Genomic DNA, 14,462 nt, shown 5'->3' with positions numbered 1-14,462 from the left:
GAGCGCAGTACCTTGCGTTGTCCCACCGTATCGCCTCTTCCCGCGAAATAGTCCGGGGGAAAGCTTAGCCTATTTTGACTTTGTCCGAATAGCTGCGCCCCAAGGGCTGGGCGGGACGGGCACGTCTCACTGTCCGGACTATGACGTACCCGGCTCCCGCCCCCGGCGGCGGTTCAGGCAGAATGGGAGTAGCCGGCAGCCCAGCCACCGCGCGCCCTGCCGGCCACCACTGCCCGCCCTTCCGGACCATAGCTTTCGTCCCCGCCGAATTGGAGCACCTGTGAGCGACACCAGCATCACGATCCCCGCCAACCTCCTGCCCCAGGACGGGCGGTTCGGGGCCGGTCCGTCAAAGGTCCGGCAGGAACAGATCGACGCGCTGGCAGCGGCTTCCAGGACGATCCTTGGCACCTCACACCGGCAGGCGCCGGTCAAGAACCTGGTCAAGTCGGTCCGGGAAGGGCTGAGCCAGTTCTTCCGGGCTCCGGACGGCTACGAGGTGGTCCTCGGCGTGGGCGGCTCCACCGCTTTCTGGGACGTTGCCAGCTTCGGCCTCGTGGAGAAGAAGGCCCAGCACCTGTCCTTCGGTGAGTTCGGTTCCAAGTTTGCCGCCGCCACCAACAAGGCACCCTTCCTCGAAGCCTCCTCCATCATCAAGTCCGAGCCCGGAACCCGGCCCGCAGCCCAGGCCGAGGCCGGCGTGGACGTTTATGCCTGGCCGCAGAACGAAACCTCCACAGGTGTTGCAGCCCCCGTCCAGCGGGTGCCCGGGGCGGACGAGGAATCGCTGGTCCTCGTGGACGCCACGTCCGCGGCCGGCGGGCTGGACGTGGACGTCGCCCAAAGTGATGTCTACTACTTTGCCCCCCAGAAGAACTTTGCCTCCGACGGCGGCCTCTGGCTGGGCCTGTTCTCCCCCGCGGCGCTGGAACGTGCCGCCGCCATCAAGGCCGGCGGCCGCTGGATCCCGGACTTCCTGGACCTGCAGACCGCCATCGACAACTCCCGCGTGAACCAGACGTACAACACGCCGTCGCTGTCCACGCTGGTAACCCTGGATGCCCAGGTTCAGTGGCTGAACTCCAACGGCGGCCTCGACTTCGCCTCCAAGCGGACCGCCGATTCCGCCGGCCGTATCTACAGCTGGGCCGACGCCTCGGAGTTCGCCACCCCGTTTGTGACCAATCCGGAGGAGCGCTCCAACGTCATCGCCACGATCGACTTCGACGAGTCGGTTGACGCTGCCACCGTGGCCAAGGTCCTCCGCGCCAACGGCATTGTGGACACCGAGCCGTACCGGAAGCTGGGCCGCAACCAGCTGCGCATCGCCACCTTCGTGGCCATCGAGCCCAGCGACGTCTCGGCGCTGCTGGCCAGCATCGACTACGTGGTGGGCCAGCTGCGCAAGTAACCAAAGTTAATGCACGACGGCGCCGCCCGGGTTTTCCCGGGCGGCGCCGTTTGTTTGTGGTCAGGAAGTCCTTGCTTCGTCGCCAGGCTCCGCGACATCGCCAGGCTCCGCGACATCGCCATGCTCCGCGACGCCGCCAGGCCCGCCGCCGTCGTCGTCAGGCCCTTGGCCGCCAGGTTCCTGCTGCCCTGCCGGAAGCTCTTCCGGAGTCTCCTGCCCTGGCTCCTGCTGTTCGGGCTCCTGCTGCTCAGGCTCCTGCTGCTGCTCGTCCTCGGGACGGACACGTTCGGCCCACGGCACCCACTCCGGCGCCAGGATGGACTCCTCGGACGGCAGCAGGCCCAACTCGTTGACCGTGACAGCCTTGGAGCGCGAGTTGCGGGTCAGCACCGCGTACCACTGCCAGCCCACGTAACCGGGCAGCCGGGACTCGAACAGGTGCGTGACCAACCGGTCGCCCTCGCTCTTGGCTGCCAGGTGCGCCCCTATGGTGCCGGCCGGGGTGATGCCTTCCACTGCGGTCCGGGCAGTGTCCACCGCCGCGGCCAGGAAAGCATCGGGCTTGCCCGTACGCCACACGGGCACGCCTGCCTTGCGCTTGGGCGGAGTCTTGGCAGCCTGCTCCTGCACTGGCGTGCCCGGCTGTTCAGATTGGGGGTCCATGGGCGCCTAAACGTCCAGCTCGTCGGCGACCTTGCGCAGGGCGGCAGCAATGGCCTTGCCCTTGTTGCCGTCCGGGTACTTGCCCTTGGACAGGGTGCCGGACAGGTTGTCCAGGACGGTCACGAGGTCCTGCACCAGCGGGGCGAGGTCCTTCGCACTTGGGCGCTTGGCCTTGGCGATGGACGGTGTCTTGTCCAGCACCCGCAGTCCCAGGGCCTGGGCGCCCTTGCGGCCGTCCGCCACCCCGAATTCCACCCGGGTGCCCGCCTTCAGTTCCGTCACTCCCTCGGGCAGTGACGACTTGGGCAGGAAGACCTCCTGGCCGTCTTCGCCTGCGAGGAAGCCAAAGCCCTTGTCCTTGTCATACCACTTGACCTTGCCGGTAGGCACGTAATCAACCTTCTTCGTTCTGCTGTCATGAGACACGGCCCGCTGCCACCGCGTCCGCATTGTCGTGCGGGTTCAGGGTATGGCCAGCGCAAACCGTGTTGGTCTGTATCCTTCAAGGTTATCCTGCCGCATGCCCTAATCATGCTTCCGGCCGCACCGTTCCGCCCCAGGCGCAAGCTCCACGGCTTTCACGGGCGGCGGCCCGGCCGCTGTACGGTTACGTCCATGACTCCATCGCGTTACCGGCGGCCGTTGATGGTCCTCGCCGCAGTTATTGCCGTGCTTTCCCTCGTCGCCGTGGGGACGGTCATGGCGCTGGCCTTCGGGAACTCCGTCGCCCCGGCATGGGTCACCTACTCGGCCCTGTACGGCCTCCCGGTCGCCTTCATCCTGATGCTCCTGCTGGTCCTGGACGGGGTTGCCGCCCGGCGCCGGGCGGGGAAGCGGGAGCCGCGGTAACGTTGAACTAATGTCCCTCATTCGTGCGCTCGGCAAGGACCTGGAGGCGCGCAGCAACGACTCGTTGCGCGCGTTGTTCGCCGCGCGGCCGGACCTCATTTCCCCGCCTGTTCCGGACTTCGCCGCGCTGGCGGCCCGGGCCAGTTCACGAGTCAGCGTGCAGCGCGCCCTGGAGCGCCTCAACCGGCCGCAGATGCAGGTCCTCGAGACCCTCCACCTGTGCACCAACACAGATACCGGCCACAGCGCCTCGACCGAGCACCTGCACCAGCTGGTGCGGGGTGCGTCGCTGGCCGTCGTCGAACAAATCATGGCGACCCTGCAGGAACTTGCCCTGGCACACCCTGCCATTCCCCCGCACGGCACCCCGCCCCAGGCTGCCGCGCAACACTTCTACCTTCCCGTCGGTTCCCTCAAGGATGTGGTGGGAATCTATCCCGCCGGGTTGGGCCGCAGCTACACGGAACTGGTCCGCCTTCAGCCTGCCTTCGCCCAACGTGTGGTCCAGCTGGTATCCGAGCTGCACCGCAGCGGCTTTGCCATCCACGATGCCACCACGCCCATGGAGGCGGCCCTTGCGCTCCAGCACTGGACCTCCTCCCCCGAGGCACTGCGGGACATCCTCGCCAACGCTCCGGAACGGACGACGGCGCTGCTCGCCCGGTTCCGCAACTGGGCCATGGGTGCCGTCCCCCAGGCGCAACGGAAGGCATCGGTCACCACGGAGGGTGCCGACGTCGGGCCCGTTGACTGGCTCCTTGCGCGCGGGCTGCTGGTTCCGCTGGACGCCGCCCACGTGGAGCTGCCGCACAGCGTGGGGCTGGCCCTGCGCGGCGGCGCAATCATCAACGACTTCACCCTGTCACCGCCGGTTCCGGAGCTGGGCCGGACCACCGCGGCGCTGCGCAGGAACGCAGCGCTCAGCGCCATCTCGGAAACCCTGCGACTGGTCTCCGAACTGCTGCATGCCGTCAGGGAAACCCCGCTGTCCACGCTGCGCAGCGGAGGCGTGGGGGTCCGCGAGATGCGCCGGCTGTCCGACCAGCTGCGCATTGACCAGGACGCAGCCGGCCGGCTGCTGGAGCTGTGCGGCCTGGCAGGGCTGATCCGCCTCGACGTCGACTCGTCGTCATGGGTGCAGCCGCCGCAGCTGGAGTGGCTGGTGCTGCCGCGGCAGGAACAGTGGCTGTGGCTGGTGAACGCCTGGCTGGCCAGCGAGCGCGTGCCCTCCATGGTGGGCCAGCCCGTGAACACGGCGCCGGGGGCCCCGTCCCGGGGCGCAGCAGGAACCACCATCGCGGCATTGTCCGCCGGGGCGCAGCGGCCTGACGCGCCCGTGGTCCGCAAGCGCATCCTGGAGATCCTGCACGAACTCACCCTCGAAGCCGAAGAGCCGGACGGTGCCGTGCCCGTCCTTGACGCCGCTGCGGTCCTGGAGCGTGCGGAATGGTCACAGCCGCGGATGGCCCGGCGGTTCAGTTCCCTCATCCGCGGGGTGCTCGCCGAGGCGGAGCTGCTGGGCCTGGTGGGATCGGGGGCCCTGAGCCAATTAGGGAGCGCCTTCGCCGAAGACGACCCCGATGCCGCCCTGGCCATCCTGGGTGAACACCTCCCGGCGGCCCTGAACCACGTGCTGCTGCAGGCCGACCTCACCGCTGTGGCGCCCGGCTACCTCGCTCCCGCCCTGACCGAAAAACTCCTGGTCATGGCCGATGCCGAGGGGCGGGGGCCGGCCACCATCTACCGGTTCTCGGCGACGTCCATCAAACGCGCACTCGACGAGGGCTACGACGCCGCCGGCCTGCTGGCATTCCTGCGGGAACACTCCGCCACCGCTGTTCCCCAGCCGCTGGAGTACCTGGTGGAGGACACCGCTTCCCGGCACGGCAGCCTTCGGGTGGGCCAGGCCGCAAGCTTCATCCAGAGCGATGATGAAGCCGCACTCCGGGAGTTGCTGGCAGGACCCAAGGCGGCGCAGCTTGGCCTGGCCAGGCTTTCCCCCACGGTCCTGACGTCATCGGCACCGCCGCGCGAACTGGCCGCCGCACTCAAGAACCTAGGCCTCTCCCCGTCCATCGACGGGACCGAACCCGCCGCGCACTTGCGCCGGGCTGCCGCAGCGCAGGAAAGCCCCCGTCCTGTCTACAGCGCTCCGGGGATTGCGCCGGCGGCGGAGGAGGTCGAAGCCCAGCTGGACGTCCTGCGGCAGGCCGGCCCCGCCGTCGGACACCACTCCGGCGCCGCGGACGGCGAGGCAGCCACCCAGCTGGGGCTTGAAGCGCTGCAACGGGCCATCCGGCTGAAGCAACGGATCAACATGAATGTGGTGGACAACCTGGGGAATGCCAGCCTGGAAGTTGTTGTTCCGCTCTCTGTAAGCGGGGGCCGGGTCCGCGTGTTCGATCCTGCCAAGGACACCGAACGGGTCCTGTCCGTCCACCGCATCATCGACATTGAGGCCGCAGAGGAACTGCGCCAGTAAAGGATTCCCCGCGTGACCGACGGACCCCTGATCGTCCAAAGCGATAAGACCATCCTCCTCGAGGTGGACCATGAGCTGGCCACCGAGGCCCGGCACGCCATCGCGCCATTCGCGGAGCTGGAGCGGGCGCCCGAGCACATGCACAGCTACCGGTTGACCCCATTGGGACTGTGGAACGCCCGTGCCGCCGGACTGGACGCGGAAAAGGTGCTGGACGCGCTCCTGAAGTACTCGCGCTTTCCGGTTCCACACTCGCTGCTGATCGACGTGGAGGAAACCATGTCCCGGTACGGCCGGCTGCGCCTCGAAAAGGACCCGCGCCACGGACTGGTCATGCGGACGGACGATTATCCGGTCCTGGAGGAAGTGATCCGTGCCAAGAAGATTGCGCCGCTGCTGGGCCCGAGGATCGACGGCGAGACGGTGGTTGTGCACGCCTCCCAGCGCGGGCAGCTCAAGCAGCTGCTGCTGAAGCTCGGCTGGCCGGCAGAGGACCTGGCCGGCTACGTGGACGGCACGCCGCACCTGATCTCGCTCAACGAGGACGGCTGGGAACTGCGCCCGTACCAGCGCCTGGCCAGCGAAAACTTCTGGGCGGGCGGCAGCGGCGTAGTGGTGCTGCCCTGCGGCGCCGGCAAGACGCTGGTGGGGGCTGCCGCCATGGCCACCGGGTCCACCACCACTCTGATCCTGGTCACCAACACCGTCGCCGCCCGGCAGTGGAAGGACGAACTGCTGCGGCGCACCTCCCTCACGGAGGAGGAAGTGGGCGAATACTCCGGAGCCCTGAAAGAGGTCCGGCCGGTGACCATCGCCACCTACCAGGTACTGACCACCAAGCGCGGCGGCATCTACCCCCACCTGGAGCTGGTGGACGGCCATGACTGGGGACTGATCATCTACGACGAGGTCCACCTGCTGCCGGCACCGATCTTCAGGATGACGGCGGACCTGCAGGCCCGCCGCCGCCTTGGGCTGACCGCCACGCTGGTGCGGGAGGACGGGCGCGAGGGCGAGGTGTTCAGCCTGATCGGGCCCAAGCGGTACGACGCGCCCTGGAAGGACATCGAATCCCAGGGCTACATCGCGCCTGCCGACTGTGTGGAGGTCCGCGTCGACCTGCCAAAGGACGAACGCGTTGCCTACGCCATGGCCGACGACGCCGACAAGTACCGGCTGTGCGCCACCTCCGAATCCAAGACGCAGGTGGTGGAGCAGCTGGTGGCACGGCACGCCGGAGAGCAGCTGCTGGTGATCGGCCAGTACATCGACCAGCTGGACGACCTCGGCGAGCGCCTGCAGGCACCGGTGATCAAGGGCGATACCTCCGTCAAGGTACGGCAGAAACTTTTTGACGCGTTCCGCGCCGGGGAACTGCAGACCCTTGTGGTGTCCAAGGTGGCCAACTTCTCCATCGACCTGCCGGAGGCCTCGGTGGCCATCCAGGTCTCCGGCTCCTTTGGCTCCCGCCAGGAGGAGGCGCAAAGGCTGGGGCGGCTGCTGCGGCCCAAGAAAGACGGCCGGGCGGCACGCTTCTACTCGCTGGTGGCACGCGACACCCTGGACCAGGACTTCGCCGCTAAACGCCAGCGGTTCCTGGCCGAACAGGGGTATGCCTACCGGATCATGGACGCCAAGGACGTGCACGCGGCGGAGTAGCCGCCCCGCACGCCGTTCACGTCACGCCCTCGGAACTGTCCCGCTCCATGGTGCCTGTCCTGGGGTCGAGCTGCGGACGTTCGTAGGCCAGCTCCCCGCCGCTGCGGCCGCCGTAGGGACGGCCGTGGTCCGCAAACTCCTCCCGGAAAAAGGCCAGGCACCACTGCCCCATCTGGATCCTTGCCCCAGTCCGCAGGACAGATGGCCCGGTCCGGGAGACGCTGCCGCTCACGGGCCCGTTTGGCACCAGGACATATTCGTCCTGCCCGTCGTGCCTGATCTCGGCGTGCAGCTCCTCCAGGCCGTCCAGCCGCACATCCGCCCCCGCGCCGCTACCGATCGTTGTAACGTCTGCCGTCAGGGTCACCTCCCGCGGAATCTGTCCGGTCCAGGTCGCGGCGTCCTGGACAAAGATCAGCCGCGGCCGGCCACCGCCCCTGGCGTAGTGGGTGGTGGTGATGCGGCGCTTGATCTTCCGCTGGACGGTAGGCACCAGCGGCAGGGGTGTGGACGGCGGCAACAGCGGCATGCCCTTGGGCTTCCGCCTGCCCTGCCGGACCAGCGGCAGCAGGGAGCCGAGCTTCCCGAGCTTGATGTGGGGCGAACGCGTAATCAGCCGCTGTGAGGCAGGGCCGTCCACCTTGCCCAGGCTGAGGATGTTTCCGTCAGGGCCGGCCACGGTGATGCTGACCCCTTTGCCGGCCAGCAGCTCTGCCAGCGGTTTGATCTCCTCCAGGGAGGGCAGCCCACCGCCGGTCAAGGGTGCCAGGCCCGCCAGGGACACCGTTACTTCGGTCCCGGCAGCCTTGGCGCTGCCCGTTGTGACAGCGCCGGCCCCGTCCGTGTATGAGAAGTCCAGGTCAAGGTCCAGACGGTACTCCGGCATGTCCGTCAGCCGCGGTTCGCGTCCGACCCGGCGGCATCCCTGTCACTGGTGGTGACGCGCAGGCTGCCGTTGAGCTTCCAGGTGGCACGCGGCGCATCAGGGCCAATGTCCCGTGGAACTTCCACCGTCATATCGATGAACTGGTAATTGATCGCAGCACCTTTGCCGGTGAGATAGGACCACATCTCCTCGGCAAGGTCTGCCCAGTCACGGATGCTGCGTTCGTTGGCAGTTGCGTTTTCAGAAGCACTCAGGTCAGTCATGATGGTCTATCCCCTTCGATGGGCCAGGAACAATCGGGTAACTACCGTGGTTGGCGCAGGGTCACCGGCAGAGGTACAGGCAGCAACAGGTGATCCGTTGGAACGCTGGTGCCGGCTTGACCGCCCGGCAAGCATCACTGTATTCCCGGGGACATGGCTGCGGAAGACGCGGGGCGCGGAACGTTCTTGCCGAGAATTGGGTTCCCGCGAGCGCAAGCGTGCGCAACAGCGGTCCGGGACGCACACTGGAAGCATGAGTCCACGAATCATTCCCGATGTGCCCGGACCCGGCCAGGAGTCCGCCTGGGACTATCCCCGTCCGCCGCGGATCGAACCGAGCACGGAACGGGTACGCATCGTCCTCGGCGGCGAGGTAATCCTTGACACCACCGATTCCCTCCGCGTTCTTGAGACCAGCCATCCGCCGGTGTACTACGTCCGGCAGTCTGCATTTGTCCCCGGCGCGCTGGAGCCCGCTGCGGGCAGCAGCTTCTGCGAATTCAAGGGCGCGGCGGACTACCTGACCGTGCGCGGCGGCGGGAAAGAGGCGGAGGGCGCTGCCTGGTCGTATCCCCAGCCGGCCTCCGGGTTTGAGGTGCTCGCTGACCGGGTTGCCGTCTACCCGGGAAGGATGGACTACTGCGAAGTGGACGGCGAACGGGTGCGGGCGCAGCCCGGCCGCTTCTACGGCGGCTGGATCACCAGCCGCGTGGTGGGGCCCTTCAAGGGAGACCCTGGAACCATGGACTGGTAAGGGCAGGCGCCCGCCCATCATGCTCACAACGAATATCCAGACAACTCCCAGACACTGGGAGCATGATGGGAGCATGAACAAGAACGGTCCAGAAGCCAGGCTGCTCGTCGTCGATGATGAACCCAACATCCGGGAGCTCCTCTCCACCTCATTGCGGTTCGCCGGCTTCGAGGTGGTCTCCGCTGCGAACGGGCGCGACGCCCTGGCCGCAGCCGATACCCACGCCCCTGACCTGGCCGTACTGGACGTCATGCTCCCGGACATGGATGGGTTCACCGTCACCCGCCGGCTCCGTGCCTCCGGAAAGCACTTCCCTGTCCTCTTCCTCACAGCGAAAGACGACACCGAGGACAAAGTCACCGGGCTTACGGTAGGCGGCGACGACTACGTGACCAAACCATTTAGCCTCGACGAAGTGGTGGCGCGGATCCGCGCCGTGCTCCGCCGGACGCAGCCCCTCCTGGACGATGACGCGGTGATCCGGGTCGACGACCTGGAACTCGACGACGACGCCCACGAGGTGCGGCGCGGGGGTACCGTCATCGAACTCTCCCCCACCGAATTCAAGCTGCTGCGCTACCTCATGCTCAACCCCAACCGGGTCCTGTCCAAGTCGCAGATCCTGGACCACGTCTGGGAGTACAACTTTAACGGCGACGCCTCCATCGTGGAGTCCTACATCTCCTACCTCCGGCGGAAAGTGGACATCGACCCGGAGGCGCCTGCCCTCATCCAGACCAAGCGCGGCGTGGGCTACGTGCTGCGGACGGCTGAAAAGCGCTGATCTTGCTTAAGCGGTGGAAGTCGGCCTCGCTCAGGTCCCAGCTGGTGGCCATGATCATGGCCCTGCTGATCGTGGCCCTGACGGTAACCGGGGCGGTCACGCTGACGCTGCTGCACAGCTATCTCCAAGGCCAGGTGGACGACAAGCTGAATGCCGCCGTCGACTCTGCCCGGAAACAACGCTCGTTCACCCAGCTGCAGGCGCCCAGTTCCATTCCCACCGACTATTCGCTGATGCTCTTCGCCCCGGGTGAGGAGCCGTACACGTTCGGCGGGGATCCCGCCGACCACCCCGACATCAGCGCCATCACCGTGGAGCAGGCACAGGCCCGCGGGCTGGTTCCCTTCCAGGTACGCGGGACTGACGGGGAAAACTGGCGGGTGGTTGCAGTGACCGTCCAGAACGGCCAGACCACCGCCGTGGTGGTCATCGGACTGCCCCTGGAGAGCGTTGACGATGTCCTCAAGCATGCCACCCTGGTAGTCACCGGCGTGGGCCTGTTGACGCTGCTGCTGGCCTCGCTGATTGCCAGCTGGACCGTGTCGCGGTCCTTCCGGCCGCTGGCCCGCGTGGAGAAAACGGCGGCTGCGATTGCCGCCGGCGACCTCTCCCGCCGTGTGGAGGTGGAGAACCCGGCTACCGAGCTTGGCAGGCTGAGCAGTTCGCTGAATGCCATGCTGGCGCACATCGAGACCGCGTTCGCTGCCAGGACTGCCTCCGAAGCACGGATGCGCCGCTTCGCCGCTGACGCCTCCCACGAGCTGCGCACTCCCCTGGTCACCATCCGGGGATTCTCGGAGCTGTACCGCCATGGCGCCCTGGCCACAGATGAAGACGTTGCCACAGCCATGGGCAGGATAGAAAGCGAAGCCAAACGCATGGGGTCCATGGTGGAGGACCTGCTCCTGCTGGCCCGCCTCGATGAACAGCGGCCGCTGCAGCAGAAGCCTGTGGACCTTCAGCTCATTGCACACGACGCAGTGGTTGACACCCAGGCCAGTGACCGGTCCCGGCTGATTTCGCTCACCGGGCTCGACGGCGGACCAGCGGCACCGGCCCCCGTGCTTGGGGACGAGGCCAAGCTGCGCCAGGTAGTGGGCAACCTCGTGGGCAACGCGCTGCGCTACTCCCCGGAGGCCAGCCCCATCGAACTCGCCGTTGGGGTCCGCAGGACCGACGGCGGGGAACGCTCGGTCATCGAAGTGCGGGACCATGGTCCGGGCATTTCGGAAGAGGACGCCGCCAAGGTCTTTGAACGCTTCTACCGGGCTGACACGTCCCGGACCAGGGAGACGGGCGGCAGCGGCCTTGGGCTTGCCATCGTGGCGGCGATCGTGGGATCACACGGCGGGTCGGTAAGGGTGGAAAGGACCGACGGCGGCGGCGCCACGCTGGTGGTCAGCCTTCCGCGGCGTGAGGATGCAGCCGGCACCGACGGCGCGGACGCGCAGGACGTTGCTGCCGCTGCCGAAGCCAGCGGCGGATCGGTTATCCACATATAGCCTGCCGCCCATGGCTGCCTCCTGCCCATGCTCCGTAGGCTCGTCCCAGCAGCCCGGATCCGCCGGGCGCGGGCGTTCAGCCCGCCGTTCGAAAGGGACAGCCATGAGCATCATTTCCGTCGACACCGAATTACTGCAGCTGAAGTCCGCCAACGTCCAGGCAACCGTGGACCGGATCAGTGCGGACGTGCAGACAATGAAGCGCGGCCTCGACGAACTGCAGGGTTCCTGGCGCGGTTCCGCGGCCACCAGCTTCCAGGCGCTCGTCACCGAATGGACCATCACCCAAGGCCGGGTGGAGGCGTCGCTGGCGTCCATCAACGCGGCCCTGGCCTCTGCCGCCGCCACGTATGCCCAAGCCGAGCAGGGAAACACGCAGCGGTTCAGCTGACAGTCCCCCCAGCCGGAGGGGCCTTAGGCTTCCGGCGTTCCCTGATGGAACCGCAGCCGCCACCGGTCGCCGTCCAGGACCCACAGCGAGCTGCGCAGCGTGGTGCCGGAGCGGGCGAAACTCCGGTACGTCAGGAGGACGGCGCCGGCACCGATGCGGTCAGCGCCCAGAATCTCGATGTCGGTCCGTTCCCCTGGGTCCTCTTCGAGGGCCATCATCATGGCGTCCCGGGTCCAGACCCTTCCAGAGCTGCCGATCTCCATGAAGTCCGGGTGCAGCAGGACAGCGGTCCGGCCAATATCCCCCCGGACCAGTGGGCCCAGCAGCTCGCGTTCGAGCTCCTCCACCAGCGCCTCGGGCGGGATGGAGCCGGCCTGCTGCGTTGCCTCGGCCTCTTCAAGGGCCTCGCTGTCCAGTTCGCTGAACAGGTCAAGTTCATCGAAGGCAGTGACCGGTTCAGGGGTAATCCGGGGCTGGCCGCCCCCCGCCACAGGTGCGCTGGCGCCGGCTCCGGCTGCCCGGCGTGCAGACGCGCTGGCCGGGATGTTAAAGGTTGCGGAAGGGATGCCCAGGGTGGCGGGCTGCGACGCCCTGCCCGAGGATGAATGGGCATTCGCGCTTCGCCCGGAAGCGGCCTGGTGTGTGCCCGGATGGTGCCCGCCGGGGAAACCGGGGCCGGACCTCGCTGCCACTCCCTGCTGGTACGCGGTCGCCGCGGCCCTGGCCCGTTCGTCGGCGGCCTCGTTCAGCTCATGTCCGGCGTGGCCCTTGACCCACTCAAACGTGTAGGTCCGGCCGGCCAGTTCTCGGTCGAGTTCCTTCAGGAGTTCCACGTTCAGGACGGGCTTGCCATCGGCCTTGCGCCAGCCCTTGCGCTTCCAGCCCGGCATCCACTTGGTAATTGAGTTGATGACATACTGGCTGTCGCAAAGGATGCGCAGGTCCTCCCCAGGCAGATGCGCGGTGGCCCGCAGGAGATCCAGGACAGCCATCAGCTCGCCCTGGTTGTTGGTGCCGTGCGGCCAGCCGCCGGCCCGCCAGCAATCGTCATTCACGTACCAGGCCCAACCGGCCGGACCGGGATTTCCCAAGGCCGAACCATCAGCCGCTGCAGTAATCGTCACCAATCCATCCTGCCAGAAGCCACCGACAACGGAATGCCATTGGCGGGGGGCATCATGGGCGTTCAACCGCGCCGTTGCACACTTGAGCGGGGCGTGCAGGGCGGGGCCAGGCCAAGGGCGAGGAAAGCGGCAAACAGGCGTGGCCGGTCGAAGCGATGGGAAAACGTTTACCGAAAGTTCTTGACTCGAGCGGCGATCGCGCGAAACAATCACAGCACTAGTTAAGAAAACGGTTTCTCGCGCAAGTGGGTTAGCGGCGGTTGCTGCCCCGCCCAGGAGGAGCCAATCCGGAAGGAACATCAATGACGACTCCAGCCGTAAGCCGGCGCCGCTTCCAGCTGGGTGCCGCCGCACTGGCCCTTTCCATCCTGGCCACGGGCTGCGGAGCCCCCGGCGGGTCAGGCGACAACGGCCAGGTCACCCTGCGGTTCGCCTGGTGGGGAAATGAATACCTGAACTCACAGACGGACAAGGTCATCGCGGCCTTTGAAGCATCGCACCCCAACATCAAGATCAAGGCGGAACCGGGCGAATGGTCCAGCTACTGGGACAAGCTCGCAACGAAAACTGCCGCCAATGATGCGCCGGACGTCATCCAGATGGACCAGAAATACATCGCCGAGTACGGCGGGCGCGGAGCGCTGCTGGACCTGTCCAAGCAGAACGGCATCGATACCTCAAAACTCGACAAGGAAGCACTGGCCTCCGGCCAGTACGACGGCGCCCAGTACGGCCTGAGCACAGGCCAGAACGCCTACGTCATCATGGCCAACACCAAGGTGTTCCAGGACGCGGGAGTGCCTGTTCCGGACGACAAGACGTGGACGTGGAAAGACTTCGTGGAGACGGCGGCGAAGATCAGCGCCGCAGGAGACGGAAAGAGCTACGGGGCCGCTTATGGGAGCAACGAAGCGGACCTGATCATCTGGCTCCGCCAGCACGGGGAGAACCTGTACTCGGCGGACGGCAAGCTCGACTTTGAGACCGCCACTGCGGCATCCTTCTGGGAACGGCTCAAGGAACAACGCGACTCCAAGGCCAGCCCGCCGGCCACCGTGGCCACCGAGGACGCAGGCGCCGGCCTGGAGGAAAGCCTGTTTGGAACGAACCGGGTGGGCATGGCCTGGTGGTGGACCAACCAGCTTGGTTCGCTTCAAGCCACCACCGGCAGCAGCATCAAGATGCTGCGGGCCCCCAGCGTCGGCGGCACCTCGGCCGGCAACGGCATGTACTACAAGCCCACCATGTTCTGGTCAGCTTCCTCCCGCTCAAAGCATCCCCAGCAGGCTGCCGAGTTCATCAACTACCTCACCAACAGCCCCGAGGCGGGCGCCATCCTGATGACGGACAGGGGCGTCCCCACGAATTCGGAGATCGTTGCCGGCATCACTCCGCAACTCAAGCCGGCCGACACCACCGTGGTTGGATTCCTGAAGGACATCGCGCCGGACATCAAGGAGGCACCGCCGGTCCCGCCAGTGGGTGCGGGCAGTGTCCAGAACGTCATCAAGCGGTACACGGATGAAGTGCTGTATGACCGGATGACTCCCCAGGCTGCGGCGGAAGCCTTCAAGAAGGAAGTCCAAGGAATGCTGGACTCGGCCCGGAAGTAATCCCACCGGACACAAGAATGCGGCCCCCTCGCGAACGAGGGGGCCGCATTTTGTTTAGCGGGACAGGTCCCGGCAGGAAGG

Annotated in this window: 14 protein-coding genes; 9 read left to right on the top strand and 5 right to left on the bottom strand. The window is 66.9% G+C overall.

The window, feature by feature from the left end; genetic code table 11:
• Positions 1-280: 280 nt before the first annotated feature.
• A complete protein-coding gene (serC, locus tag FBY36_RS13130; protein ID WP_142120025.1) occupies positions 281-1,411 on the top strand; it encodes a phosphoserine transaminase in 1,131 nt (376 codons plus the stop codon).
• Between the two features lie 60 nt (positions 1,412-1,471).
• On the opposite strand, the gene FBY36_RS13125 is transcribed toward serC, so the two are convergent.
• On the bottom strand, positions 1,472-2,074 hold the full coding sequence (locus FBY36_RS13125; RefSeq protein WP_235008822.1) for a DUF3027 domain-containing protein: 603 nt from the start codon (positions 2,072-2,074) through the stop codon (positions 1,472-1,474).
• A 6-nt stretch (positions 2,075-2,080) separates the two neighbouring features.
• Positions 2,081-2,464 (bottom strand): cold-shock protein, encoded by a 384-nt coding sequence (locus tag FBY36_RS13120; protein ID WP_018762148.1) that lies wholly within the window; start codon positions 2,462-2,464, stop codon positions 2,081-2,083.
• 225 nt (positions 2,465-2,689) lie between these two features.
• Between FBY36_RS13120 and FBY36_RS13115 the strand changes: the two genes are divergently transcribed.
• The 3 genes from FBY36_RS13115 to FBY36_RS13105 are packed head-to-tail and all read left to right on the top strand — an operon-like array spanning position 2,690 to position 7,064.
• Positions 2,690-2,923 (top strand): hypothetical protein, encoded by a 234-nt coding sequence (locus tag FBY36_RS13115; protein WP_142120023.1) that lies wholly within the window; start codon positions 2,690-2,692, stop codon positions 2,921-2,923.
• A gap of 10 nt (positions 2,924-2,933) precedes the next feature.
• Positions 2,934-5,405, top strand: coding sequence for a helicase-associated domain-containing protein (locus FBY36_RS13110; protein ID WP_142120021.1), 2,472 nt, complete (start codon positions 2,934-2,936; stop codon positions 5,403-5,405).
• Between the two features lie 12 nt (positions 5,406-5,417).
• Positions 5,418-7,064 (top strand): DNA repair helicase XPB, encoded by a 1,647-nt coding sequence (locus FBY36_RS13105; protein ID WP_142030290.1) that lies wholly within the window; start codon positions 5,418-5,420, stop codon positions 7,062-7,064.
• A 16-nt stretch (positions 7,065-7,080) separates the two neighbouring features.
• Here FBY36_RS13105 and FBY36_RS13100 read toward each other — a convergent pair whose 3' ends face one another.
• Positions 7,081-7,950 (bottom strand): FHA domain-containing protein, encoded by an 870-nt coding sequence (locus tag FBY36_RS13100; protein WP_142120019.1) that lies wholly within the window; start codon positions 7,948-7,950, stop codon positions 7,081-7,083.
• Between the two features lie 5 nt (positions 7,951-7,955).
• Positions 7,956-8,213, bottom strand: coding sequence for a hypothetical protein (locus tag FBY36_RS13095; RefSeq protein ID WP_142030288.1), 258 nt, complete (start codon positions 8,211-8,213; stop codon positions 7,956-7,958).
• Between the two features lie 253 nt (positions 8,214-8,466).
• Here FBY36_RS13095 and FBY36_RS13090 point away from each other — a divergent pair, with 253 nt between their 5' ends.
• The 4 genes from FBY36_RS13090 to FBY36_RS13075 all read left to right on the top strand — a co-directional run bounded on the left by FBY36_RS13090 (position 8,467) and on the right by FBY36_RS13075 (position 11,644).
• Positions 8,467-8,967, top strand: a complete 501-nt coding sequence (locus tag FBY36_RS13090) for a DUF427 domain-containing protein (RefSeq protein WP_142120017.1) — start codon at positions 8,467-8,469, stop codon at positions 8,965-8,967.
• 73 nt (positions 8,968-9,040) lie between these two features.
• Positions 9,041-9,751 carry a response regulator transcription factor gene (locus tag FBY36_RS13085; protein WP_056331118.1) on the top strand — a complete coding sequence of 237 codons (711 nt, stop codon included), beginning with the start codon at positions 9,041-9,043 and terminating at the stop codon, positions 9,749-9,751.
• A 2-nt stretch (positions 9,752-9,753) separates the two neighbouring features.
• Positions 9,754-11,253: a sensor histidine kinase gene (locus tag FBY36_RS13080; protein WP_142120015.1), complete on the top strand. Its 1,500-nt coding sequence runs from the start codon at positions 9,754-9,756 to the stop codon at positions 11,251-11,253.
• 103 nt (positions 11,254-11,356) lie between these two features.
• Positions 11,357-11,644, top strand: coding sequence for a WXG100 family type VII secretion target (locus FBY36_RS13075; RefSeq protein WP_142120013.1), 288 nt, complete (start codon positions 11,357-11,359; stop codon positions 11,642-11,644).
• Positions 11,645-11,667: 23 nt separating this feature from the next.
• Here the strand turns inward: FBY36_RS13075 and FBY36_RS13070 are convergent, their stop codons facing one another.
• The gene (locus FBY36_RS13070) at positions 11,668-12,768 is read right to left on the bottom strand and encodes a ribonuclease HI family protein (RefSeq protein WP_142120011.1); all 1,101 of its coding nucleotides are present in this window, start codon (positions 12,766-12,768) and stop codon (positions 11,668-11,670) included.
• A gap of 302 nt (positions 12,769-13,070) precedes the next feature.
• On the opposite strand from FBY36_RS13070, the gene FBY36_RS13065 reads away from it, so the two are divergent.
• On the top strand, positions 13,071-14,381 hold the full coding sequence (locus FBY36_RS13065) for an ABC transporter substrate-binding protein (protein WP_142120009.1): 1,311 nt from the start codon (positions 13,071-13,073) through the stop codon (positions 14,379-14,381).
• Positions 14,382-14,462 lie beyond the last annotated feature (81 nt).

Origin of the sequence: Arthrobacter sp. SLBN-122, from assembly GCF_006715165.1 — a bacterium.
In the GTDB taxonomy this organism is placed as follows: domain Bacteria; phylum Actinomycetota; class Actinomycetes; order Actinomycetales; family Micrococcaceae; genus Arthrobacter.
This window is presented reverse-complemented; position numbering and strand designations above follow the sequence as displayed.

Bases quoted from the DNA above. Each gene is read 5' to 3' on its own strand.
- FBY36_RS13125 (WP_235008822.1), bottom strand. From the start codon at position 2,074: ATGGACCCCCAATCTGAACAGCCGGGCACGCCAGTGCAGGAGCAGGCT.
- FBY36_RS13115 (WP_142120023.1), top strand. From the start codon at position 2,690: ATGACTCCATCGCGTTACCGGCGGCCGTTGATGGTCCTCGCCGCAGTT.
- FBY36_RS13110 (WP_142120021.1), top strand. From the start codon at position 2,934: ATGTCCCTCATTCGTGCGCTCGGCAAGGACCTGGAGGCGCGCAGCAAC.
- FBY36_RS13100 (WP_142120019.1), bottom strand. From the start codon at position 7,950: ATGCCGGAGTACCGTCTGGACCTTGACCTGGACTTCTCATACACGGAC.
- FBY36_RS13095 (WP_142030288.1), bottom strand. From the start codon at position 8,213: ATGACTGACCTGAGTGCTTCTGAAAACGCAACTGCCAACGAACGCAGC.
- FBY36_RS13090 (WP_142120017.1), top strand. From the start codon at position 8,467: ATGAGTCCACGAATCATTCCCGATGTGCCCGGACCCGGCCAGGAGTCC.
- FBY36_RS13085 (WP_056331118.1), top strand. From the start codon at position 9,041: ATGAACAAGAACGGTCCAGAAGCCAGGCTGCTCGTCGTCGATGATGAA.
- FBY36_RS13075 (WP_142120013.1), top strand. From the start codon at position 11,357: ATGAGCATCATTTCCGTCGACACCGAATTACTGCAGCTGAAGTCCGCC.
- FBY36_RS13065 (WP_142120009.1), top strand. From the start codon at position 13,071: ATGACGACTCCAGCCGTAAGCCGGCGCCGCTTCCAGCTGGGTGCCGCC.